The sequence below is a fragment of the Microbacterium sp. PMB16 genome (genome assembly GCF_051294855.1).
In the GTDB taxonomy this organism is placed as follows: domain Bacteria; phylum Actinomycetota; class Actinomycetes; order Actinomycetales; family Microbacteriaceae; genus Microbacterium.
On the sequence record NZ_CP145908.1, the window covers coordinates 1,220,463 to 1,242,449 of the forward strand.

Sequence of the window (21,987 nt, forward strand, 5' to 3'; positions counted from 1 at the left end):
GACCGAAGGGGGGACGCCATGCGCGTCAACAAATGGGGAGTCGGCGTCATTCTCGCCGCCTCAGTTCTGCTCACCGGATGCGCCGGAGGCGCCTCGGACAAGCCCACCGAGTCGAAGCCCAGCGGCGCTGCGTCGCAGGAGGCCGAAGCTCCGACCTCTGACTGCCCTGAGCTCAAGGACGGCGCGACCGTCGACGGCGCAGCCCTCGGTACCTGCATCGCCGACGCCATGGAGGGCGTCGCCGGCTACGCGGCCAAGACCAGCGTGATGGGCATGGAGTCCACCGCGAAGTTCAACCCGTCGGAGAAGGCCATCGAGTCGATCTCGCCCGCCGGATCGCTGATCGCGATCGGCGACGAGGCCTGGGTGAAGTCCGGTTCGGGCGACTGGCAGGTCGCCGACACGTCGTCCAGTGACCCGATCATCGCGGGCCTCAGCACCACCGCCGCCAACGTCGCGACTCTCGACCCGGCGGCTGCTGCGGCAGCGCTCAGCGGCGAGTTCACGGTCACCGGCACCGGTGAGCGTCTCGGCCAGGAGGTCTTCCTCGTCTCCGGCTCGGTCGAGCAGTCGGGCACCGCGGTCGACGTGGTCTTCGAGGTCACCAAGGACTACGTCAGCCTGGCATCGTCCAGCACCGCCTCTGTCGAGGGCCAGTCGGTCGAGGTCACGATGGAGATCACCGAGTGGGACGTCAAGCAGGAGATCGTCGCACCGCTCTGATCCAGAGATGACGGATGCTGCGGGCCGGGGCGATGCCTCGGCCCGCAGTGCTTTGCGGCCAACAGGCTCACCGATGGCGAATCAGTCGCTCTGTTCTCGACGTCTCAGGCGTCAGTTCGCTCATGAGAACAGTGTGTCGCCTCGCAGCCACCGCGGATGTAGGCCGTTCGGGGGACAACGCGTCGCGACCGATTGCCGTGCCGCGTCAGTTCAGGACAGCCGGAACCTCGGCCCACACGGCGCGATCATCCACCGATGGCGCGACCGGGATGCGCCCTGCTCCGTCCGGCTCCGGGATCGCGGCGAGCAGGGCACGGGTGTACGGATGCTGCGGCGCAGCCCACACCCGATCGGTCGGGCCCGACTCCAAAACGCGCCCGGCGAACATCACGAAGGTGCGGTCGGCGATGCGGCGGACCACGGCCAGGTCGTGCGAGATGAACAGCATCCCCGCTCCCGACTCCGCCACGAGGTCGCGCATGAGCGCCGCCACACTCGTCTGGGTCGAGGCATCGAGCGCCGAGATCGGCTCGTCCGCCACCAGCAGCGACGGTCGTGCGGCCAGAGCCCGCGCGATCGCGATGCGCTGCTTCTGCCCGCCGGAGAACTGGTGCGGGAACCGCGTCGCCACGTTCGTGGGCAGGCCGACGCGCTCGAGCCACTCCTCCACGGTCGATCCCTCGGCACCGCGCGCGCGGGCGGTGGCGATGCCATCGGCGATCTGGTCGCCGACCCGACGACGCGGGTTCAGCGACGTCGACGGATCCTGGAACACCATCTGGATGCCGGTCAGCGCGGTCGCGCGACGACGGATGCCGAGCGGCGAGACCGGTGCGCCGCGGAGCAGCACCGCGCCGGCCACGGTCTTCTCGATGCCGACGACCGCGCGGGCGAGGCTCGACTTGCCGCTGCCGGACTCGCCGACGAGCGCGACGGTCTCACCGGGCGCGACGCTGAGGGACACCCCGTCGACGGCGATCACGGGCGGGTTGCCGGGGTAGCGCACGACCACGTCGTGCGCGTCGAGGACGGCGACCTCACTCATCAGCATCCCCTTCGTCGGCGATCTTCGATCCGGGGAGCGCGGCGAGCAGCGTCCGCGTGTACTCGTGCTGCGGGTCGCGGAACAGCGTCTCGCGGTCGGCGAGCTCCACGATGCGTCCGTCTTTCATCACGGCGACCTCGTCGGCGATCGCGCTCATGACGCCGAGGTCGTGCGTGACGAGCAGCACCGCGAGGTTCCGTTCGATCGCGAGGTCGCGCAGCAGCTGCAGGATGCCGGCCTGCACGGTCACGTCGAGTGCCGTGGTCGGTTCGTCTGCCAGCAACACCTCGGGGTCGCACGCCAGGGCGCAGGCGATCGCGATGCGCTGACGCTGACCGCCGGAGAACTGGTGCGGGTAGCGCCCCAGCGCCTCCGCCGGATTCGGCACCTGCACGGTCTCGAGCAGTTCGACGGCCCGCGCACGAGCAGCCGCGCCCTTGAGACCGAGGTGCACGCGCATGTGGTCGGTGAGTTGACGGCCGACGGGCAGCTGCGGATGCAGCGACGCCGACGGATCCTGGAACACCATCGCGATGCGCTTGCCGCGCACGCGGTTCAGCGCCCGGCGGCCGAGGCCGATGAGCTCCTCCCCCGCCAGCGAGATCGATCCGCCGGTGCGCGCCTGGCGTGGCAGCAGCCCGAGCACGGCGAGCGAGGTGAGCGTCTTGCCCGATCCCGACTCGCCGGCGAGGCCGTGGATGCGACCCGGCAGCAACTCGAGGGAGACACCCTGCACGAGCGGACGGCCGATGTCGATCGTGAGATCCCGGATGCTGAGCGTCGCGTTCCGCGTCGCCGTCGCACGGGCGCTCATGCGAGCACCCCCGCGGCGGCCTTGTTGTCGGCCTGCTTCTCGTGCGCCACTTCGGCGGTCGGGTCGAGCACGTCGCGCATCGCGTCACCGAGGAAGTTGAACGCGAGCACGACGGTGAGGATCGCGAGACCGGGGAAGACGCCGAGCCACCAGGCGTCGAAGTTCTGCATCGCGCCGGAGATCATCGATCCCCACTCCGCGGTCGGCGGCTGGGCGCCGAGGCCGAGGAAAGAGAGTCCGGAGAGCAGCAGGATCGCGGCGCCGATGTCGAGCGTCGCCAGCACGAGCACGGGGCCCGCGATGTTCGGAAGGATGTCGACGAAGAGCGTGCGCAGCGGCGAGTGGCCGAGCAGGCGTCCGGCGATCACGTAGTTCTGCCCGCGCAGGCCGAGCACGATGCTGCGGGTGACGCGGGAGTACTGCGGCCACGACACCACGATCGCCGCGATCACCGCGTTGAAGAGGGACGGGCCGAGGGATGCCGCCACCACCATCGCGAGGATCACGGTCGGGAACGCCATGAAGAGGTCCGTGATGCGCATGAGCGCTTCGTCGAGCCATCCGCCGAAGTATCCGGCGAGCGCGCCGATCACGGTGCCGATGATCATGGCCGCGATCACGAGCATGAGGGCGAGGGGCAGGCTGACGGTCGCCCCGGTCATCAGCCGCGAGAAGATGTCGCGGCCGTTGCCGTCGGTGCCGAGGAGCGTGTCGATGCCCGGCGGCTGCAGGCGCGGCAGCACCTGCGCGTTGGGGCCGAACGGCACCCACCACTGCGCGGTGAACGCGACGACGATCCAGGCGCCCGCGATGACGGTGCCGATGATGCCGAGGGGTGTGCGCCAGGCACGCGGCCAGCGGAAGCGGAAGCGGCCGGCAGGGGTGGCGGCGGCGATGCGGCTCATGCGATCCTCACTCTCGGGTCGAGGACGCCGTAGAGCAGATCGACGACGAAGTTGATGAGGAGGTAGATGACGCCGACGACGAGACCGACGCCCATGATGCCGGGGAGGTCGAGGTTGGCGGCCGAGTTGTAGGCGTAGGTGCCGAGACCGGGCCAGGCGAACACCGACTCCACGAGCACCGTGCCGGAGAGCAGCGATCCGAACGCGACACCGACGATCGTGAGGATCGGCAGCGAGGCACCGCGGAGCACGTAGTCGAGGATGACGCGCATCGCCGGGAGCCCCTTGGAGCGCGCGGCGCGCACGTAGTCGCTGCCGAGCACCTCGAGCACCGAGGTGCGGATGAAGCGGGTGAGGAGTCCGATCGTCACGAGCGAGAGCACCAGCACCGGCAGGGCGAGGTGCGCGAGCGCGTCGAAGAAACCGACGCCGTCGCCGTTGAGCAGGTAGTCGACGGTATAGAGGCCGGTGATCCGCGGCGGCGGGGTGATCGAGGGCGAGATGCGTCCGGAGCCGGGCGCGATGCGCAGCTCGAGGAAGAAGACGTAGAAGCTGACCAGCGCCAGCCAGAACGTCGGCACGCTCAGGCCGACGAGTGTCACGACGCGGATCACCTGGTCGGTGACGAGACCGCGACGGTAGGCGGCAAGGGTGCCGAGCACGATGCTGACCGCGAGGCTCAGGATGATCGCGCCGATCGCGATCTCGATGGTCGCGGGCACCGCGGTGGCGAGGTCGCTGGTGACCGGGCGACCGGTCACCAGCGACGTGCCGAGGTCCCCTCGGAGCAGGTTCCCCATATAGATGAAGTACTGCACGAACAGTGGCTGATCGAGTCCCTGCGCCTTGATGAACGCCGCGCGGGTCTCGGGGTTCTGCGATGCGCCCTCACCGAGCGCGGCCGAGACCGGGTCTCCCGGCACCAGGTTGGTGAGCGCGAACGTGACGATCGTCACGCCCACCAACAGGAGCAGGGAGGTGCCGGCCCGCCGGAGCAGGTACCCGATCAGAGGAGACCTGCGCCGTTGCGCCTGTCTCTGCACCGCCACCGTCGTCATGGGAGTTCCGTTCAGCCGGCCGGGGTGATCTCGGCGATGTCCATCTCCCAGACGGAGTTGTACACGGCGCCTTCGACGTCACCCGCCGTGGCGATGTTGCGGCCCGGAACGATCAGCGGCACGAACGGACCCTCGGCCTGCATGGCCTCGGCGAACGCGGTGAAGGCGTCGGTACGGGCGGCCTCGTCCGTCGCACTGGCGGCGTCTGCGGCGATCCCGGCGATCTCCGGGTTCGCCTCGGCTGCCCAGCCGGCGCGGAGTCCGACCTTCAGGCCGGGTCCGAACGGCAGGAAGTTCGCAGAGTCGGCGTAGTCCGGTCCCCAGAACCACAGGCCGAAGCCCTCGGTGCCGTTGACGTAGGCGTCGAGCTCGGTCGCGAACGGCGCCGGAGCGAGTTCGACGGTGATGCCGGCATCCTCGAGCTGGGCCTGGATGCGCTCGGCGAGCGGGGTGAACTCCACGCCGCCGACCGGGTAGTCGTTCGGGAACTGCAGCTTGAGGGTCTGGCCCGTGTAGCCGGCCTCCTCGAGTGCGGCCTTGGCCTTGTCGAGGTCCTGCTTCACGCCGCCGTCGAGGGCGCCCTCGAATCCGGGCGGGATGACTCCGGTCGCCTGCACGGCACCGGCACCCGCGAGCTCGAGCAGGGCGTCGTAGTCGAGGGAGTAGCGGATCGCCTCGGCGATCTTCACGTTCGCGAGTTCGCCGGCGACGGCATCCGACTGGTTGAGCAGCAGGAAGATCGTCTGGCCCGACGGGACGGACTCGACCGTGAGGTCATCGCCGAGACCGGCGACCTGGTCGCCGTTCAGGTCCATCGCGACCATCGAGTCGCCACCCTTGAGGTTGGCGAGCTGCGTGGCACTCTCCGAGACGTTGCGCACGACGACGCGCTTGTAGTCGGATGCCTCGTCGCCGTTGTACTCGTCGTTCTTCGTCAGCACGACCTGCGAGCTGAGGTCGAGGGTGTCGAGCACGAACGGGCCGGATCCGGCCGACTCGCCGTCGAGGAACTTCTGCGCCGAGTCGGTGCCGTCGGTCGTGCCGCCGTTCTCGATCACGACGTCGGAGTTCACGATCCCGAGCGCCGGGTTCGCGAGAATGGCCGGCAGCTGCAGCAGCGGGGTCTCGGACGTGAACGAGATCGTCTTGTCGTCGACCTCGGCGATGGTGAGGCCGCCGAGAAGGAAGTTCGGCTTGGCCTCGGTCATGCCCTGGATGCGCTGCAGGGTGAAGACGACGTCCTTCGCCTCGATCGGCGATCCGTCGGAGAAGACGCGGTCGCCCTCGAGCGTGAAGGTGAACTCGGTCGCGGCGTCGTTCTGCTCCCAGGACGCGAGGCCGGGGATCGGGGTCGAGACGTCGGAGCCTTCGAAGTCGACGAGGGTCTCGTAGAGCGCCTTCGCGATCATGTTTCCGGTCGGGTCGTACGTGTGACCCGGGTCGGTCGTCTCGATCGAGAACGCGGTGTCGATGACGAGCGAGTCGGTACCGGAGGACTCTCCGCCGTTGCCGGCCGAGTTCCCTCCCGAGCAGCCTGCGAGCGCGAGGAGCGCGACGGCTCCGAACGCGATGACCGGCGCGATGCGGCGTGACGACATGAGGGCCTCCAGGGGCGAGGAGTACATCGGGTACGGTCAGTTCGGAAGTGGACGACCGGTGATCAGATTCGCATCATATGCGACGATGTGTCCAGCGACAGTGCGCCCCTTCAGCACGGTCTGTCCAGAACCTCAGATGTCAGGAGCAATATGTCCAGCAAGGATGCGGAACAGTCGCGGCATACTGGACGAAGTGCCGCTCCTCTGGACGAGACGGCGTACAGAATCCTCGATGTGCTGCGTGATAACGGTCGCGTCTCGATCGCCGCGCTCGCCGACAAGGTGGGCATCTCGAGGGCGAACGCGTACACGCGCGTCGAGTCGCTTGTGCACGACGGGGTCATCACCGGGTTCAGCGCGCGGGTCGATCAGGCGAAGGCCGGACTCTCGATCGGCGCCCTGGTGTTCGTCACCGTACTCCCGCAGGCGTGGGCCTCATTCCGCGAGCGCGTGCTGGAGATGCCGGATGTCGAGTGGTGCGCCATCACGACCGGAGAGCACGACGCGATGCTGCTGATCCGCGCCGTCGACGTGAGCGGGGTGCACGAGTTCTCGACCGGTGTCATCGCGCAGCTGCCCGAGGTGCGCACGGTCGTCAGCGTCGTCGTGCTCGACGAGGTCATCCGTCGCCCGTACCTGCTGCCGGGCGATCTGCCGGAGCGCAGCCTCGAAGTGCCGCTCGGCATGACCCGCTGGACCCCGGCATCGCCGGGTCGGGATGCGCTCCCGCCCCGCTGACGGGTCAGACGCCCGCGATCTCCTCGCACACGCTGAGCTGCGGAAGACCATGCATCTCGTAGTGCTCGACGAGGCGGATGCGTCCGTCGTCGGTGAGTTCCAGTTCGCTCTCGCCGTCGCCGGTCACGACCGATCCGGAGGCGGCGAGCACGTGCACGAACGACACCCAGATCGTGTCGCCGGTGCGAGTGCCGACGAACTTGCCGAAGGTCACGGTGTCGCCCTCGTATCCACCCCAGATTGCGCCGTCGCGCTCGAAATACTCGAACACGCTCGGCGATGTGGGGTCGACCGCGGAGGTCGTCGACGACACCATCCGGAATCGGCGGCCGTCGAGGGAGGGGAGCGTCGCAGTGGCAGTCACCCCTCGATTATGGGGGATGCCGTCAGTTGCTCCGAGTTCACCAGTTCGCATGGCGTCCGCAGTTGCGGCCAAAACTCTGGCTATCCTTTGGCCTTAAGTCTGGCTAGAATGAACGCATGCAAACAGTCTCACTCAGCGAAGCGAAGGACAAGCTGTCCGGGCTTGTGGATCGCGTCGAACGCGAGCACGAGACCATCGAGATCACCCGCCATGGGCACGCGGCCGCCGTGCTGATGAGTAAAGACGCGCTGGAATCGCTGTACGAGACGCTGTTCTGGCTGTCGCAGCCCGGCATCCACGAAGACGTCGAAGAAGCGCGCCGCCAGTTCGCAGCCGGCGATACGCACGGTGCCGATGAGGTTCGCGCTCGATACGGACTCCGACCTTCGTGACCTGGGACGTCCAGTTCTCCGATGCCGCGTTACGGGGCCTCGACCGACTGCCGCTGAAGATCGCGCAGGCCGTCGTCGAGTTCATCACCTTCACTCTGCCCGAGAACCCTCTCCGGATGAGTAGACCGTTGCAACGTGATTTCGAGGGACTCCAGTCCGCACGTCGGGGCGACTACCGAGTGCTCTTCATCGTCGACGAACCGACCGAGGCGCTGATCGTGGTCAGAGTCTCCCATCGTCGAGACGCTTACCGGCCACCAGCTCCTACGGCGTGACCGCGCCGCTTCTCCCCCGCCACTCGTCTTCGAGCAGTGCGAACACGAGCGTCGTGCTCCACTCGCCCTTGAACCACTCGCTCTCGACGAGCCGCGCCTCGCGCCGGAAACCGAGCCGTTCGGCGACCCGCGCCGACGATACGTTGCGCTCGTCGAGCCGCGCCGTGATCCGGTGCAGACCGAGTCCGTCGAAGCCGAGAGCGAGCAGCGCGCGGACCGCCTCGGTCGCGTAACCCCGTCCGGCGGATCGCGGATCGAGGATGTACCCGACCTCGCCCGCCCGGTCGCTCTCGCTGCGCCAGAACAGCACGACATCGCCGACCAGTACCCCGGTCTCGCGCTCCTCCACGGCCAGGCACACGGCGTCGCCCTCCTCGACGAAGCTCGAACGCGACCAGGTCGTCGCGATGCGCTGCTCGACCTCGGCGAGCGTCAACGGCGGGTAGGGCACGTAGCGCACGGCATCCGGATCCGACTTGTAGACGTGCATCGCCTCGGCGTCGTCAGGACGGATCGGGCGCAGGATCAGCCGATCGGTGTGCAGCGGATAGGCCGGAGCCAGCACTGCCGGCGAAGCCGCCGTCACTCGAGGTCCAGCGAGAGCAGGCCAGGAAGATGTGCGGTCTGCGCGCGCACCGCGAGCAGCAGGTCTCCGTACTCCGGTGTGATCGTGACGCGGGCAGACTCCAGCAGGAATGTGGTGCGCTTGCCGCCGGCGCGCTCGAACCGGATCCGCTTGGCGGGATAGGCCGGCGGGGTCATCCAGATGCGGGTGAGCTGCGCGTACGGGTGGTCGGCCTCGTCGACACGGATGCTGTGCGCGCTCACCGTCACCTGCGTGGGGATCGTCCGCACGACTCGACGACGCTGCACCGCGCCGATCGCGAACCCGATCGCACCGAGCGCGGCCATCGGCGCGATCAGGATCAGGGCCGAGAGTTCGCTGTCGAGGAAGCCCGGAATGGCGGCGAGGAGCGCGGCGCCCAGGGTCACGATGAAGAACCCGACCGCGGTGCCGGTGAGCCGCCCGGCCAGGCGCCGTTCGGCAGTGGCGTCGACCTGGAACGACGACGGCAGGTGCGCTCGCGCACGGGCCGCCTCGACCGGGTCGGCTGCCGGCGGCTGCGCGATGGGGTTGAGCTCCGCGACGAGCTCGCTGAACATCGTCCGCGTGTATCCGGGCAGCTCGACGGTGATCTCGCGGTCGCCGCTGTAGACCACCAGAGCGCGCGTGGTCCCGCTGGGGAGGCCGTTCGTCCGGTGTTCGGTGACCTTCGAGCGGAACGCGGTCGACGCGCGCGGGAACGTCTCCCGATTGCCGGCCCGGCCGATCTCGACGGTGTCAGGGCGCACCACGACCCGGATGTTGCGGAACCAGAAGAACCCGGCGAACACCGCGACGGTCAGCGCGATGGCCACGATGAGCACGATCAGCCCGCGGGTCGACCGTGGCATCAGCTGCGGAAGGAACGGCGGCAGGATGAACAGCGCCGCGGCGGAGAGCACCGCTGACAGCACGATCGCCCCCACGGCGGAACGGAGCGGCTGCCGGCGGAAGACCCGCTCTGTGGGTGCGATCTGGGCGTGATTCACCATGCCGGTGCTCCTCTGAAACCGTGGACTCTCAGCAGTCCGCCTCTTACCGTAATACTGGTCGGTGGTCGCGTCACGCGTGATTTCCTCGGGGGCGGATGCCGCGATGGTCCCGCCGGGTACCGTGGTCGCATGGAGTGGATCGCAGACCCCGACGTCGGTGCATGGCTGCGCGAGCGTCTCGATACGGAGCACTCGACCATGCACGGGGTGGTTCCGCGCGGCTTCGCCGCCTACGCGCGGGTGTTCCATCCGGCGATCGTGCGCTCGCTGCCCGGCCGGCCCGTACCGCCGCCGGACGAGTGGGAACGGATGCCGGAGGCCGAGCGCGCGCGTCTCGTCGAGGACTTCGTCGACGCCCCGGCCACCTGGACCGAGACCGCATCCGCGTTCGGCACGACGCTGCATCCGCAGGCACAGTGGCAGAGCATCGTCCGCACTCCGGTCGACGGCGACTGGCGCACCCGCATCGCACCCGACGGGCGCGAGTTCACCGCGCCGACGGAGGGCGAGCTCGACACTGACCTGCTCGCCCGGATCGCCACACATCTCGTGGCGGGGACGAGCACTCCGGATGCCGGATTCGCGGCCGTCTGGGAGGGCTTCGGGGGTCTGCTCGGCTTCTTCGGGCACACGCCGTCTCGCGCTTTCCTGACGTTCTCGGACGACCCGAACCACCAGGCGATGCTGGACCGCAGCACGCATGACCCGTTCAACAACGTCTTCCGCAAGCCGACCTGGCAGGAGGGAATCCTCTCCCGCGAGATCTCCGAGGGGCCAAAGCTCTCGCTCCCCGACCGCGACTACGTGCTGTTCTCGACACCGCCTCGGGCGTTCGCCGATCCGGAGTGGGTGCTGCAGGTGCCGTGGCGCGACCTTCCGGCAGAGGAGCACGGCTTCGCACCCCAGGCGCAGAGCCCGAACCTGCTCTGGCCGGAGGACCGCGCCTGGGTCATGGTCTCCGAGATCGACTTCGACTCGACGATCGTGGCGGGTTCGGTCGAGCTCGTCCGGGCGATCTGCGCCGACGACCGCCTCGAAGCGGTGCCGCTCCCGGAGGGCACCACGCTGACCTGGGATGCCGATGGGGTGAACCCATGACCTCGCCGCAGCCGACGACCTTCGACGCCCGGCCGCTCACCGATCCCGTGGACCCGGCGGCCGTCCGTGCGTTCTCGGCCGAGCTGCGCGCTCGGCAGACGGTCGGCGCGTCCGCATCGACGATCATCGGCATCGTGGCGGTCGTCATCGCGGGGGTCGTGATGCTTCCGATCTTCGTCACCCTGGTGCTCAGCCTGGCCTCGACCACCGGTTCGCCCGTCTCGGCGGCGATCCCGCTGGTGCTCGTCGGCGTGGTGCTCGTCGGCATCGTGGTGATGATCTGGTTCGGCGTGCGCAACGCGCAGGCCACGCGTTACCGGTTGAGCCGGTTCGCGCAGGCCAACGGAATGTCCTACGAGGCGAAGATCGCCGATCCGCCTCTCCCCGGCATGATCTTCAGCCTGGGGCGCTCGCGGCAGGCCACCGACCTGATCCGCGGGACCCGCCCTCGCTTCGTGGAGTTCGGCAACTACCAGTACACGGTGCAGTCGGGGAAGAGCTCGACGACCTACCGCTGGGGCTACGTCGCGGTGAAGCTCGATGTGCCACTGCCGAACATCGTGCTCGACGCGACCGGCAACAACGGTTTCGGGTCGAACCTGCCCGCGTCGTTCGAGAAGGAACAGCGACTCTCGCTCGAGGGCGACTTCGACCAGCACTTCACCCTGTACTGCCCCGAGGGATACGAGCGCGATGCGCTCTACCTGTTCACGCCCGACATCATGGCCCGCTTCATCGACAACGCGGCGCAGCTCGACGTCGAGATCGTCGACGACTGGCTGTTCCTCTACACCCAGCGCAAGGTGTCGACTCTCGACCCCGCCACCTGGGCGTGGCTGTTCGGCGCGGTGGGCGCGTTGCTGACGAAGTTCGATCAGTGGGCGCGCTGGCGTGACGAGCGGTTGCTCGCCGAGAACGCGGATGCCGTGGCGTCAGCATCCGCTCCTGGTCTTCCGGCGGCCGCGCAGCTGCCGTTCGCTCCGCCGGTGGGGCTGCTCACGCCTCCCCCGGGCGTGGCGCCCCAGGGCCGGCGCCTGAAGCGCAGCGGCACGTGGCTGCCGATCGTGATCGTGATCGGCTTCGTCGTCTTCTGGTTCTGGAGCCGGCTGAACTGAGCCGCCTGAACGGAGTCTGCCGAAGCAAGGAGAAGCGGAGGCCGAGTGTGGGGGTGGGTGTCGGCTGGGGACCGAACTCCCACCCCATCCCCCCTCGGGATCGAAAGAAGATCGACTCTCCCTCCGCATGACGGCATTGCCGTCCGCGCCCGCGGTCAGCTGGGGACTGACGCTGCTTGACGCATATGTGAATGGTATACCGGCAAGGGTTGCAACCGGTTGCGTACATGCAACGGAATGCGCTTTCGCGGGAGCGATCCCCGCGGAACTCCCGCCGCGATCTCTCACCCAGATCGGCCCCGGATGGCCGCGAGCTCGCGACCGGAACAGAGTGAGGTCAGCCGGCCTCGAGGCGCTCGATCCGCGTCACCAGGGCGGCCCGCTTCGGCGAGCGCGCCGGCAGCATCTCCAGCGCGAGGCGGAGCACCTCGGCATCCGCCTGCCCCTCGGGGATGTCGGCGTACGCCAGCAGCACGTCGACGCTCGCCTCGGAGATCATGACCTCGCGGAGCGCCGCCCGCACCGACTCGCGGAAGTCCTCGACCCCCGGGGAGGTCGACTCGGGCAGTACCGGACCCCGGTAGGCGGTCAGTGCCACGCGGTGCGCGCCGCGGTCGAGCAGCGACAGCACGTCGTGGGCATCGGTCTCGAGGATCACGGGCAGCCGGTACGGGCGCGACTCGGGCACCAGATCGGGGGCAGTCCGCTCGAGCACTTTGCGCAGCCGCACCATCTCGGGGCGGAGGGTGTCGGTCGACACTCCGCGTCCGTACACGAGCTCGCAGAGCCGCTCGGCGGAGAGGCCCTGGCGGTGCACGGAGAGCATCAGCAGGATGGCGGCGTGCCGGGCGCTGAGCTCGATCATCGACTCTTCGTGTGAGGACTCGGTCTCCAGCCGTGCCCGATCGCGGCCCAGCACGTGCAGTGTCGCGCGAGCCGTCTTCGGCGAGCGGGCCTTGACGGGCGCCGGCCGCGGCTTCGGGGTCTCGCTGCGCTCACGTAGCCGGGCGACCATCAACTCGGCCTCGACGGCCCGGGCGGTCGCATCGACCAGGAGCCGTGCCTGGGTGGTCACGACCTCCGGCCCTCCGGTGATGTCGATCACCCCGAGCAGCCGTCCCGTCTCCCGGTCGCGCACCGGGGCGGCCGTGCATGACCACGGGTGCACGAGTCGGTTGTAGTGCTCGGCGCCGCGGATCTGCACCGACTGCCCGAGAGCGAGTGCGGTCCCCGGGGCGGTCGTGCCCACGGCGCCCTCCGACCAGTTCGCCCCCGCCACGAACCCCATGTCGCCGGCGAGCGAGCGCAGCTGCCGGTCGCCCTCGATCCACAGCAGTCGCCCGGCCTTGTCGCCGACCGCGATGATGACGCCGGAGTCTTCTTGGATGTCGGGGAGCAGCAGCGCACGGATCACGTCCATCGCGGGCGCGAGCGGGTGCGCGAGACGATATTCCTCGAGTTCTTCGCTCATCAGATCGAGCGGCGGAGCGCTTTCCGGTCCGACGCTCCCCCGCCTGGACCGCTCCCACGACTCGCGGACGAGCGGACGGACCTCTCGCAGACGCCGGTCGTCGAGGTTGCCGGCGAGCATCTCCTCGTGCGCGCGCTCGATGAGCGGTCGCGACACCGGGTGAAGCAGGTCGCGGGTACCCTGCCACGGTGCAGACACAGCGTTCTCCGATCTTCGAAGATGATGCGTGGTCTCAGTGTAGGAGCCGGATGCCAGCGGCGAAACCGGTATATCGGTTCGAGATATACCGCGAAAACGCTGCTCTGGCAATGCCGTTCCCGATATTCGGATGCCCTCGTAGCGTGGGGTCAACACCGAGTCAGGAGGTCTCATGTCTGTCAGCACCCCCGTCCCCACTGGCTCCGAGACGCGCACCGAGGAGACCACACCGTCCGCTGGACGCAACCCGGCCAGCTGGGAACTGCACGACTTCGACCGTTACGTCGTGAGTCAGGACGGCCCGGTCGGATACATCGAGGTCGTCTCCTCCCTCTTCGTCTGTTACCTGGGGCACCCCTACGCCCTGGCGGAGGAGATCGCCCAGGTGCTCGACTTCGAGCGGGCAGTGCAGATCGTCGCTGAGCGGGCCGCGTCATCGCGTCGGCCTAAGCTCGCCCCATGAGTCTTGAGATCTGGCCAGGATCGGCATACCCCCTCGGAGCGACCTTCGATGGGCAGGGAACCAACTTCGCGCTGTTCAGCGAAGGCGCGGAGCAGGTCGAGTTGTGCCTGTTCGACGACGACGGCAGCGAGCAGCGGGTAGCGCTCACCGAGGTCGACGCGTTCGTGTGGCACGGGTACCTTCCCGCCGTTCAGCCGGGGCAGCTCTACGGCTATCGCGTGCACGGGCCGTTCGAGCCGGCAGAGGGCAAGCGCTTCAACGCGAACAAGCTGCTGCTCGACCCCTACGCAAAGGCGGTCGCCGGAGAGATCGAATGGGGACAGGCTCCGTTCGGCTACGACTTCGGCGAGCCCGACTCCCGCAACGACGACGACTCCGCCGCGTCGATGGTGAAGGGCGTCGTCATCAACCCGTTCTTCGAATGGGCGGGCGATCGGCTGCCGAAGACCCCGTACGCGCAGACCGTGATCTACGAGGCGCACGTGAAGGGCCTCACGGTGCAGCATCCCGAGGTCCCCGAAGAGCTGCGCGGCACGTACGCCGGCATCGCGCACCCCGCGATCATCGAGCACCTCACCCGCCTCGGCATCACGGCGCTCGAACTGATGCCCGTGCACCAGTTCGTCGACGACTCGGTGCTGCAGGAGAAGGGCCTCTCCAACTACTGGGGCTACAACACGCTCGGATTCTTCGCGCCGCACAGCGGCTACTCCTCGAGCGGCGAGCACGGGCAGCAGGTGCAGGAGTTCCGCGCCATGGTGCGCGCACTGCACGCGGCCGGCATCGAGGTCATCCTCGACGTGGTCTACAACCACACCGCCGAGGGCAATCACCTGGGGCCGACGATCTCCATGCGCGGCATCGACAACGAAGCGTACTACCGCCTCGAAGAGGACAAGCGCTACTACACCGACTACACCGGCACAGGGAACAGCCTCAACGCCGGCAGCCCGCACGCGCTGCAGCTGCTGATGGACTCGCTGCGCTACTGGGTGACCGAGATGCACGTCGACGGATTCCGCTTCGACCTCGCATCGACCCTGGCCCGCGAGTTCTACGACGTGGACCGGCTGTCGACGTTCTTCGAGCTCGTGCAGCAGGATCCGATCGTGTCGCAGGTCAAGCTCATCGCCGAGCCGTGGGATGTCGGGCCCGGCGGCTACCAGGTCGGCAACTTCCCGCCGCAGTGGACGGAGTGGAACGGCAAGTACCGCGACACGGTCCGCGACTTCTGGCGCGGCGAACCGCAGGCGCTCGGCGAGTTCGCCTCCCGCCTCACCGGGTCGGCCGACCTGTACGAGCACTCCGGCCGCCGCCCGGTCGCGTCGATCAACTTCGTCACCGCGCACGACGGTTTCACGCTCCGCGACCTGGTCTCGTACAACGAGAAGCGCAACGACGCCAACGGCGAGAACAACAACGACGGCGAATCGCACAACCGCTCCGACAACATGGGCGCCGAGGGGCCGACCGACGACGAAGCCGTGAACCGGCGGCGGGCCCGCCAGCAGCGCAACTTCCTCGCGACCCTGCTGCTCTCGCAGGGCGTGCCGATGATCTCGCACGGCGATGAACTGGGGCGCACCCAGGGCGGCAACAACAACGGCTACGCGCAGGACAACGAGACGACCTGGATCGACTGGGAGGCCGCCGACCTGCCGCTCGTCGAGTTCACGTCGGCCGTGGCGCGGCTGCGCCGCCGGCATCCGACTTTCCGGCGCAGCCGATTCTTCAACGGCCGCCCCGTCGACGTCGACGACGAGCGCATCGCCGATGTCGTGTGGCTCCGGCCCGACGGCAGCCCGATGAAGCCGGCCGACTGGGACTCGGGATTCGGACTCCTGGTGGGCATGTTCCTGAACGGGCAGGGCATCCGCGAGAAGGACATCCGCGGGCGAGCCGTCACCGACGTGAACTTCATCGTGTACTTCAACAGCGGCGATCAGCCCGTCGACGTGACGCTTCCGGATGCCCGGCACGGCGAGCACTGGCACGTCGCGGTCGACACCGCGGGCGAGATGGCGGACGGATCGGATCACGCCGCGGGCACGCAGCTCACGATCGAGGCGAAGTCGCTGCTCGTGCTGCAGGAAGTCGCCGGACCCGAACCGTCGACGGACGACTCGGTCGACGCCTCACTTCGGATGCAGAACGACCAGGCAGACGGCGTGGCCCCCGCGCCGAGAGCGGAGCAGGCGACCTCATGACACGACGGCCGATCTCGACGTATCGACTCCAGATCAGCGACCGGTTCACGCTTGATGAAGCGGCGGCGGTCACGCAGTATCTGACGGATCTCGGGGCCGGCTGGGCGTATCTGTCGCCGCTGCTGGCGGCCGTGCCCGGATCGAATCACGGCTACGACGTGGTGGATCACACGCGGGTCGACCCGGATCGGGGCGGCGAGGCAGGGCTCGAGCGGTTCGCCGCCGCCGCGCGCGCTGCGGGCCTCGGCGTCCTCGTCGACACCGTGCCGAATCACGTCGGCGTGGCCGTGCCCCGCCGGAACGCCTGGTGGTGGGACGTGCTGCGGCTCGGCCGCGCGTCTCGGCACGCGGTCGCGTTCGACATCGACTGGCGCGCCGGGGGCGACCGGGTGCTGCTGCCGATCCTCGGCTCGACCCCGGACGAGGCTCTGGCGAACGGCGAGCTCGTGGTCGACGCGACGCCCGCCGACGACGCTCCCGACGGCGTGCTCAACTACTTCGACCATGTGCTGCCGCTGGCGCCGGGGTCCGCCGCGCACGCGGACGACCTTCCCGCGCTCCTCGCCGCACAGCACTACGAGTTGCGGTTCTGGGAAGACCAGAACACCGACCTCAACTACCGTCGCTTCTTCGCGGTCGTCGAGCTCGCCGGCATCCGAGTCGAACTGCCCGATGTGTTCGCCGATTCCCACCGCGAGATCGTGCGCTGGGTGCGCGACGGCCTGGCCGACGGCATCCGCGTGGATCATCCGGACGGACTCGCCGATCCGGCCGGCTACCTGGAGCAGCTGGCGGATGCCACGGGCCGCACCTACACGCTGGTCGAGAAGATCCTCGAGCCGGGCGAGGCGCTGCCCGCCTACTGGCGCACCGACGGGACCACCGGCTACGACGCCCTCGCCGAGCTCGACCGGCTCTTCGTCGACCGCGACGGCGTGGATGCGCTGACGGCGCTCGACGCGCGGCTGCGCACCGCCTCGGGGCTGCCGGTCGCGCAGGAGTGGCCCGACCTCATCCACGACACCAAGCGGATGATCGCCGACGATCTGCTCGGCTCGGAAGTCCGCCGGCTCGTGCGCACGCTGCCGCACGGGATCGTGCATGCGGAAGACGCGCTGGCCGAGTTGCTGGCCTGCTTCCCGGTGTATCGCTCGTATCTGCCCGAGGGCATCGTGCACCTCCGGCACGCTTTCGCCGAAGCCCGGCACCGCCGACCCGATCTCGCGTCCGTCTTCACCGAGCTCGAGCCGCTGCTCGCCGACGCGCGTCTGGAAGTCGCCCAGCGGTTCCAGCAGACGAGTGGCGCTGTCATGGCGAAGGGCGTGGAGGACACGGCGTTCTATCGGTACTCCCGTCTCGGCTCGCTGACCGAGGTCGGTGCGGATCCGTCGATCGCGGCCCTGTCGGTCGCGGAGTTCCACGACGCGCAGCGCGCCCGGCTCGCCGGCTGGCCGTACTCGATGACGACGCTGTCGACGCACGACACGAAGCGGTCGGAAGACGTGCGGGCGCGGATCGCCGTGCTGTCGGAGATGCCCGAACGGTGGGCCGAGGTGCTGGACGAGCTCCGCGCCGTGGCGAGCACCGGACACGGTCCGCTCGACGCGCTGATCTGGCAGGCCGCGGTGGGCGCGTGGCCGATCCCGTCCGATCGTCTGCTCGCGTATGCGACGAAGGCTGCGCGCGAAGCGTCGGAGTCCACGACGTGGCAGCATCCGGATGCCGAGTTCGAGCAGGGACTCGACGCGATCGCACGATCGGTCGAGGGTGAGGCGCGACCCATCATCGAGCGCTTCGTCGCCGAGATCGTGGATGCCGGTCGCTCCAACTCGCTGTCGGCGAAGCTGCTGCAGCTCACCGGCCCCGGAGTGCCCGACGTCTACCAGGGCTCGGAACTGTGGGACCTGTCACTCGTCGACCCCGACAACCGCCGCCCCGTGGACTTCGGTGCGCGTGCACGCCTGCTGCGCGAACTCGACGCGGATGCCGGCCGCGGCATCCTCCCTCCGATCGACGATTCCGGACGAGCCAAACTGCTCGTCACGTCGCGCGCGCTGCGGCTGCGCCGCGACAACCCCGAGCTGTTCCGCTATTACCGGCCGGCCGTCGTCGAGGGTGAAGCGGCGGATCACGCCGTGGCCGTCCATCGTGGCGGGGCGACGGTGGTCGCGACGCGGTTGCCGGTGGGCCTCGCGCGCCGCGGCGGGTGGGGCGACACCGTCCTGATGCGGCCCGACATCCCCGGTACCGATGTGCTCACCGATCGGCGCATCGCAGCCGGGCCCGTGCGGCTGGCCGAGCTCTTCGCGACCTACCCGGTCGCGCTGATCGAGATCGCCCGGTGAGAGGGGTCGCGCAGTGATCGAGGTGTGGGCTCCGCGTGCCCGACGGATGCGGGTGCGACTGCTCGGCGAGGACGGATCCACGACGGATGAGCGGGAGATGGATGCCGGCGGCTCGGGGTGGTGGCACGCCGACCTCGCTCTCGCCGATGGACAGCGCTACGGCTTCCTGATCGATGACAGCGCGGACCTGCGTCCGGACCCGCGATCGCGGCGGCAACCGGATGGCGTGCATGCGGCATCCGCAGCCTTCGAACCGGGCGCATTCGACTGGGCCGACGGCTCATGGAACGGGCGACCACTCCCCGGAGGACTGATCTACGAGCTGCACCTCGGCACCTTCACACCCGAGGGCACGCTCGACGCGGCGATCGAGCGCCTGGGTCATCTGGTCGACCTGGGCGTCACCCACGTCGAGCTTCTGCCGGTCAACGCGTTCAACGGACCCTGGAACTGGGGCTACGACGGCGTGCTCTGGTACGCCGTGCACGAGGGCTACGGAGGCCCGCGCGCCTATCAGCGGTTCGTCGACGCGGCGCACGCGCGCGGGCTCGCGGTGGTCCAGGACGTCGTCTACAACCACCTGGGCCCGAGCGGCAACTATCTGCCGGAGTTCGGTCCGTACCTGCGCGAGGGCGAGAACACCGGCTGGGGTGACTCGGTGAACCTCGACGAGCCGGCCGTCCGCTCCTTCATCATCGAGAACGCGCTGATGTGGCTGCGGGACCTCCACGTCGACGGTCTGCGGCTCGACGCCGTGCACGCCCTGCAGGACGCCCAGCCCGTGCACATCCTGCAGGAGCTCGCCGAGCGGGTCGACGCTCTGTCGCTGCAGCTCGGTCACCCTCTCAGCCTCATCGCCGAGTCGGACCTCAACGACCCGACGCTCATCCTGCCGCGGGATTCCGGGGGCTACGGCCTCACGGCCCAGTGGTCGGACGACTGGCACCACGCCGTGCACGTGGCGCTCACCGGCGAGACGGCCGGGTACTACGCCGACTTCGCCGCGGAGGATGCCGTCGCCAAGGTGTCCGAGGGCGGGTTCTTCCACGACGGAACATTCTCGTCGTTCCGTGGTCGCCCGCATGGTTCGCCGATCCCGCCGGAGGTTCCGGCCTGGCGGCTGGTGACGTTCGCGCAGGACCACGATCAGATCGGCAACAGGGCCGCCGGCGACCGCCTCTCGGCATCGCTGTCGGTCGATCGGCTCGCCGTCGCCGCGGTGCTCACCCTGACCGCGCCGGGAACGCCGATGCTGTTCATGGGCGAGGAGTGGGGCGCCTCGACGCCGTGGCAGTTCTTCACCTCGCACCCGGAGCCGGAACTGGGTCGTGCTGTCTCCGAGGGTCGCAAGGCCGAGTTCGCGAAGATGGACTGGGACACGGATGCCGTGCCCGACCCGCAGGATCCCGCGACGTTCGAGCGCTCGCACCTCGACTGGAGCGAACTCGAGAATCCCGAGCATGTCCGGCTGCTGGAGCTGTATCGGGATCTCGCCGCGCTACGGCGGGAGCTCCCCGAGCTGACGGATCCGTCGCTGGACGCCACGACGGTGACGACGTGGGAGTCGGGCGGAACCCCCGACCACCGGGTGTACCGGATCGATCGCGGAGACCTGAAAGTTCTGGTCAATCTCTCTGCGAACGCCGCAGAGTTCGACCTCGGGGCGGACGCCGTGGTGCTCTTGTCGACGGTTCCCATCGAGGTGATCGAGGGTTCCCCGGTGCTGCCGCCGGACTCCGCGGCCGTCGTCACCGTTCGCAGCACCCGCATCACCGATGGAAAGGACTGACCATGGGCAAGGTCGCCTGGGGATTCACAAGCTCGATCGACGGTTTCATCGCCGGGCCGGGGCACGACATGGGATGGTTGTCGGCCGCGGAACCGATGGCCGACGGAGCCACGGAGAAGATGGCAGGCGAGGTGGCCGTGATCATCTCCGGCCGCCGCGGGTACGACGCCGCGAAGGCTCAGCAGGGCGAGCGCGACGAGATGACATCCGAGGCGTACGGCGGAGCGTGGTCGGGCACCGAGTTCATCCTCACGCACCGCCCCGAGGAGCTGGCCGATGACGAGAGCGTCGTCGCGATGGACTGCGACATCGTCGAGGCGATCCGGCGTGCGCAGGAGATCGCCGGCGACAGGGACATCCAGATCATCAGCGCCGACATCGCGCGCCAGGCACTGGAGCACGACCTCGTGGACGAGCTGCAGGTGTTCGTCGCGCCGGTGTTCCTCGGCGACGGCATCCGCATCTTCGATGTTCCCGGCGGACGCCGGTACGACTGGGAGCTCGGGGAGATCTATGGGGGCGCGGAGCGCAGCTTCGGACGCACCTACCGCCCGAGACGGTCTCGCCCGGAGTGACCTCCCAGGCTCCCCGGCAGGTCGCCCGGTTACCCTCGGAGCATGCGTCGACTCATCGTTGTTCCGCTCGTGCTCGCCGCCGGCCTTCTGGCGGGGTGCTCGCAGGTGTCCGGGTTCGCCGGCGACGTCCTCGGCGTCCCGGTGGAGGAGACGTGCACGGCGTTCGACGACGCCTGCGCGCAGTACGAGTCGCTGCTCGCGCAGGGCGACGTGACCGCCGAGCAGGCCGACGCGGCGCGCGACGAGCTCGTCGGGACGCTCGAGACCCTCGCGGACGACGTCGACGGGCAGGTCGGCGACCTCATCCGCTCCGGCGCGCAGCAGCTCGGCGACATGACCGACCTCCAGGCACCCGAGACGATCGAGGCGATCACGCAGCTGAAGGACTCTGTCGCGGCGTTCTGCCCCTGAGGCGCTCCCCCAGGACGGTGAGGCCCCCGGTCAGACGGGCAGGATGCGCCCGGTGATCACGCCTTCGACGGCGCGGATGTAGGCCGTCGCGACCTCGACGTCGGTGACCGGACGGTGTCCGGGGAACGACGAGTGATATCCCGGGGAGTTCTCCAGCACGTCGGGTGAGACGGCGTTGATGCGGATGCCGCGCGGAGCCTCGGCGGCGGCCGTGATGACGAACGACTCGAGGGCTCCGTTGGCCATCGCCGCGGCAGCGCCGGTGGCGATGGGCTCACGGGCCAGCACCCCGCTGGTGAGCGTGATGGACCCGCCGTCGCGCACGCGGTTGAGCGCCTGAGAGAGCACCTCGATCTGCGCGAGCGTCTTCTTCGTGAAGGCGGCGACGTAATCGTCGCGACCGAGCTCGGTCAGCGGCTTGAACCCGACCGAACCGACGGCGACCACCACTGCGTCGAGCTCGCCGACCGCAGCGAAGAGGTCGCGGATCGATACGGGGTCGTAGACGTCGACGGAGGGAATGGAGCTTCGCGAAGCGCGGATGACCTCGTGCCCACGCTGCTCGAGCGCGGCCGCGACGACGCCGCCGATGCTTCCCGTCGCACCGATCACCAGTGTCTTCATGCCGTGTTCCCCTCGTCGAGCGTCTTCCCGCACACGCGCGCGGAGACTTTCCAACCTATCGCTCGTGCGTCAGGTCGGGGCCGATGTCGGCGTGAGCGCGATGAGCCAGGAGCGACCCGTCGGCCAGCGCGTCGAAGTGCATCGGGTCCACCACGCCCAAATCCTATGGGCGTCCGGAACACC

The 21,987-nt window shown here is 69.0% G+C and carries 22 protein-coding genes; 12 read left to right on the forward strand and 10 right to left on the reverse strand.

Features of this window, described 5'->3' with window-relative positions; genetic code table 11:
• Positions 1 to 18: 18 nt before the first annotated feature.
• Positions 19 to 723 (forward strand): hypothetical protein, encoded by a 705-nt coding sequence (locus V5D55_RS05815; RefSeq protein WP_435748434.1) that lies wholly within the window; start codon positions 19 to 21, stop codon positions 721 to 723.
• A gap of 205 nt (positions 724 to 928) precedes the next feature.
• Here the strand turns inward: V5D55_RS05815 and V5D55_RS05820 are convergent, their stop codons facing one another.
• From V5D55_RS05820 to V5D55_RS05840, 5 genes are read right to left on the reverse strand one after another with little or no spacing between them, the layout of a single operon-like run.
• Positions 929 to 1,768 carry an ABC transporter ATP-binding protein gene (locus V5D55_RS05820; protein ID WP_435748435.1) on the reverse strand — a complete coding sequence of 280 codons (840 nt, stop codon included), beginning with the start codon at positions 1,766 to 1,768 and terminating at the stop codon, positions 929 to 931.
• Positions 1,761 to 2,582 carry an ABC transporter ATP-binding protein gene (locus tag V5D55_RS05825; RefSeq protein WP_435748436.1) on the reverse strand — a complete coding sequence of 274 codons (822 nt, stop codon included), beginning with the start codon at positions 2,580 to 2,582 and terminating at the stop codon, positions 1,761 to 1,763. Before V5D55_RS05825 ends, V5D55_RS05820 begins: the two co-directional genes overlap by 8 nt.
• Entirely contained in the window at positions 2,579 to 3,487 is a 909-nt protein-coding gene (locus V5D55_RS05830) for an ABC transporter permease (RefSeq protein ID WP_435748437.1), read from the reverse strand. The genes V5D55_RS05825 and V5D55_RS05830 overlap by 4 nt, the downstream gene beginning before the upstream one ends.
• Positions 3,484 to 4,545, reverse strand: coding sequence for an ABC transporter permease (locus V5D55_RS05835; RefSeq protein ID WP_435748438.1), 1,062 nt, complete (start codon positions 4,543 to 4,545; stop codon positions 3,484 to 3,486). Before V5D55_RS05835 ends, V5D55_RS05830 begins: the two co-directional genes overlap by 4 nt.
• Before the next feature lie 11 nt (positions 4,546 to 4,556).
• Positions 4,557 to 6,143 (reverse strand): ABC transporter substrate-binding protein, encoded by a 1,587-nt coding sequence (locus V5D55_RS05840; protein WP_435748439.1) that lies wholly within the window; start codon positions 6,141 to 6,143, stop codon positions 4,557 to 4,559.
• Positions 6,144 to 6,293: 150 nt separating this feature from the next.
• Between V5D55_RS05840 and V5D55_RS05845 the strand changes: the two genes are divergently transcribed.
• Complete coding sequence (locus V5D55_RS05845) at positions 6,294 to 6,881, forward strand: Lrp/AsnC family transcriptional regulator (RefSeq protein WP_435748440.1); 588 nt, start codon at positions 6,294 to 6,296, stop codon at positions 6,879 to 6,881.
• A 4-nt stretch (positions 6,882 to 6,885) separates the two neighbouring features.
• Here V5D55_RS05845 and V5D55_RS05850 read toward each other — a convergent pair whose 3' ends face one another.
• The gene (locus V5D55_RS05850) at positions 6,886 to 7,245 is read right to left on the reverse strand and encodes a hypothetical protein (RefSeq protein ID WP_435748441.1); all 360 of its coding nucleotides are present in this window, start codon (positions 7,243 to 7,245) and stop codon (positions 6,886 to 6,888) included.
• Positions 7,246 to 7,361: 116 nt separating this feature from the next.
• Between V5D55_RS05850 and V5D55_RS05855 the strand changes: the two genes are divergently transcribed.
• Together V5D55_RS05855 and V5D55_RS05860 are read left to right on the forward strand one after the other, a co-directional pair.
• Positions 7,362 to 7,637, forward strand: coding sequence for a type II toxin-antitoxin system Phd/YefM family antitoxin (locus V5D55_RS05855; RefSeq protein WP_435748442.1), 276 nt, complete (start codon positions 7,362 to 7,364; stop codon positions 7,635 to 7,637).
• Positions 7,634 to 7,912 (forward strand): type II toxin-antitoxin system RelE family toxin, encoded by a 279-nt coding sequence (locus V5D55_RS05860; protein ID WP_435748443.1) that lies wholly within the window; start codon positions 7,634 to 7,636, stop codon positions 7,910 to 7,912. Before V5D55_RS05855 ends, V5D55_RS05860 begins: the two co-directional genes overlap by 4 nt.
• Here the strand turns inward: V5D55_RS05860 and V5D55_RS05865 are convergent.
• Both V5D55_RS05865 and V5D55_RS05870 read right to left on the reverse strand, forming a co-directional pair.
• Positions 7,902 to 8,498: a GNAT family N-acetyltransferase gene (locus tag V5D55_RS05865; protein WP_435748444.1), complete on the reverse strand. Its 597-nt coding sequence runs from the start codon at positions 8,496 to 8,498 to the stop codon at positions 7,902 to 7,904. The genes V5D55_RS05860 and V5D55_RS05865 overlap by 11 nt on opposite strands.
• The gene (locus V5D55_RS05870) at positions 8,495 to 9,508 is read right to left on the reverse strand and encodes a hypothetical protein (protein ID WP_435748445.1); all 1,014 of its coding nucleotides are present in this window, start codon (positions 9,506 to 9,508) and stop codon (positions 8,495 to 8,497) included. The genes V5D55_RS05865 and V5D55_RS05870 overlap by 4 nt, the downstream gene beginning before the upstream one ends.
• A 129-nt stretch (positions 9,509 to 9,637) precedes the next feature.
• Between V5D55_RS05870 and V5D55_RS05875 the strand changes: the two genes are divergently transcribed.
• Both V5D55_RS05875 and V5D55_RS05880 read left to right on the forward strand, forming a co-directional pair.
• Positions 9,638 to 10,606 (forward strand): hypothetical protein, encoded by a 969-nt coding sequence (locus tag V5D55_RS05875; protein WP_435748446.1) that lies wholly within the window; start codon positions 9,638 to 9,640, stop codon positions 10,604 to 10,606.
• Entirely contained in the window at positions 10,603 to 11,721 is a 1,119-nt protein-coding gene (locus V5D55_RS05880) for a hypothetical protein (protein ID WP_435748447.1), read from the forward strand. Before V5D55_RS05875 ends, V5D55_RS05880 begins: the two co-directional genes overlap by 4 nt.
• A 337-nt stretch (positions 11,722 to 12,058) precedes the next feature.
• On the opposite strand, the gene V5D55_RS05885 is transcribed toward V5D55_RS05880, so the two are convergent.
• On the reverse strand, positions 12,059 to 13,390 hold the full coding sequence (locus V5D55_RS05885) for a GAF domain-containing protein (RefSeq protein WP_435748448.1): 1,332 nt from the start codon (positions 13,388 to 13,390) through the stop codon (positions 12,059 to 12,061).
• A 172-nt stretch (positions 13,391 to 13,562) separates the two neighbouring features.
• Between V5D55_RS05885 and V5D55_RS05890 the strand changes: the two genes are divergently transcribed.
• From V5D55_RS05890 to V5D55_RS05915, 6 genes are read left to right on the forward strand one after another with little or no spacing between them, the layout of a single operon-like run.
• The gene (locus tag V5D55_RS05890; RefSeq protein WP_435748449.1) at positions 13,563 to 13,853 is read left to right on the forward strand and encodes a hypothetical protein; all 291 of its coding nucleotides are present in this window, start codon (positions 13,563 to 13,565) and stop codon (positions 13,851 to 13,853) included.
• Positions 13,850 to 16,060 carry a glycogen debranching protein GlgX gene (gene glgX, locus V5D55_RS05895; RefSeq protein WP_435748450.1) on the forward strand — a complete coding sequence of 737 codons (2,211 nt, stop codon included), beginning with the start codon at positions 13,850 to 13,852 and terminating at the stop codon, positions 16,058 to 16,060. Before V5D55_RS05890 ends, glgX begins: the two co-directional genes overlap by 4 nt.
• Positions 16,057 to 18,405 (forward strand): malto-oligosyltrehalose synthase, encoded by a 2,349-nt coding sequence (gene treY / locus V5D55_RS05900; RefSeq protein ID WP_435748451.1) that lies wholly within the window; start codon positions 16,057 to 16,059, stop codon positions 18,403 to 18,405. Before glgX ends, treY begins: the two co-directional genes overlap by 4 nt.
• A gap of 46 nt (positions 18,406 to 18,451) precedes the next feature.
• A complete protein-coding gene (treZ, locus tag V5D55_RS05905) occupies positions 18,452 to 20,194 on the forward strand; it encodes a malto-oligosyltrehalose trehalohydrolase (protein ID WP_435749264.1) in 1,743 nt (580 codons plus the stop codon).
• A 2-nt stretch (positions 20,195 to 20,196) separates the two neighbouring features.
• Entirely contained in the window at positions 20,197 to 20,769 is a 573-nt protein-coding gene (locus V5D55_RS05910; protein WP_435748452.1) for a dihydrofolate reductase family protein, read from the forward strand.
• Positions 20,770 to 20,811: 42 nt separating this feature from the next.
• Entirely contained in the window at positions 20,812 to 21,180 is a 369-nt protein-coding gene (locus tag V5D55_RS05915; RefSeq protein WP_435748453.1) for a hypothetical protein, read from the forward strand.
• Between the two features lie 30 nt (positions 21,181 to 21,210).
• On the opposite strand, the gene V5D55_RS05920 is transcribed toward V5D55_RS05915, so the two are convergent.
• A complete protein-coding gene (locus tag V5D55_RS05920; protein ID WP_435748454.1) occupies positions 21,211 to 21,804 on the reverse strand; it encodes a short chain dehydrogenase in 594 nt (197 codons plus the stop codon).
• Positions 21,805 to 21,987 lie beyond the last annotated feature (183 nt).

Coding starts and splice junctions, on each gene's coding strand:
- V5D55_RS05825 (WP_435748436.1), bottom strand. CDS start 2,582: ATGAGCGCCCGTGCGACGGCGACGCGGAACGCGACGCTCAGCATCCGG.
- V5D55_RS05855 (WP_435748442.1), top strand. CDS start 7,362: ATGCAAACAGTCTCACTCAGCGAAGCGAAGGACAAGCTGTCCGGGCTT.
- V5D55_RS05845 (WP_435748440.1), top strand. CDS start 6,294: ATGTCCAGCAAGGATGCGGAACAGTCGCGGCATACTGGACGAAGTGCC.
- V5D55_RS05910 (WP_435748452.1), top strand. CDS start 20,197: ATGGGCAAGGTCGCCTGGGGATTCACAAGCTCGATCGACGGTTTCATC.
- V5D55_RS05915 (WP_435748453.1), top strand. CDS start 20,812: ATGCGTCGACTCATCGTTGTTCCGCTCGTGCTCGCCGCCGGCCTTCTG.
- treY (WP_435748451.1), top strand. CDS start 16,057: ATGACACGACGGCCGATCTCGACGTATCGACTCCAGATCAGCGACCGG.
- V5D55_RS05880 (WP_435748447.1), top strand. CDS start 10,603: ATGACCTCGCCGCAGCCGACGACCTTCGACGCCCGGCCGCTCACCGAT.
- V5D55_RS05920 (WP_435748454.1), bottom strand. CDS start 21,804: ATGAAGACACTGGTGATCGGTGCGACGGGAAGCATCGGCGGCGTCGTC.
- V5D55_RS05835 (WP_435748438.1), bottom strand. CDS start 4,545: ATGACGACGGTGGCGGTGCAGAGACAGGCGCAACGGCGCAGGTCTCCT.
- V5D55_RS05815 (WP_435748434.1), top strand. CDS start 19: ATGCGCGTCAACAAATGGGGAGTCGGCGTCATTCTCGCCGCCTCAGTT.
- V5D55_RS05870 (WP_435748445.1), bottom strand. CDS start 9,508: ATGGTGAATCACGCCCAGATCGCACCCACAGAGCGGGTCTTCCGCCGG.
- glgX (WP_435748450.1), top strand. CDS start 13,850: ATGAGTCTTGAGATCTGGCCAGGATCGGCATACCCCCTCGGAGCGACC.
- treZ (WP_435749264.1), top strand. CDS start 18,452: ATGCGGGTGCGACTGCTCGGCGAGGACGGATCCACGACGGATGAGCGG.
- V5D55_RS05875 (WP_435748446.1), top strand. CDS start 9,638: ATGGAGTGGATCGCAGACCCCGACGTCGGTGCATGGCTGCGCGAGCGT.
- V5D55_RS05820 (WP_435748435.1), bottom strand. CDS start 1,768: ATGAGTGAGGTCGCCGTCCTCGACGCGCACGACGTGGTCGTGCGCTAC.
- V5D55_RS05890 (WP_435748449.1), top strand. CDS start 13,563: ATGTCTGTCAGCACCCCCGTCCCCACTGGCTCCGAGACGCGCACCGAG.
- V5D55_RS05840 (WP_435748439.1), bottom strand. CDS start 6,143: ATGTCGTCACGCCGCATCGCGCCGGTCATCGCGTTCGGAGCCGTCGCG.
- V5D55_RS05830 (WP_435748437.1), bottom strand. CDS start 3,487: ATGAGCCGCATCGCCGCCGCCACCCCTGCCGGCCGCTTCCGCTTCCGC.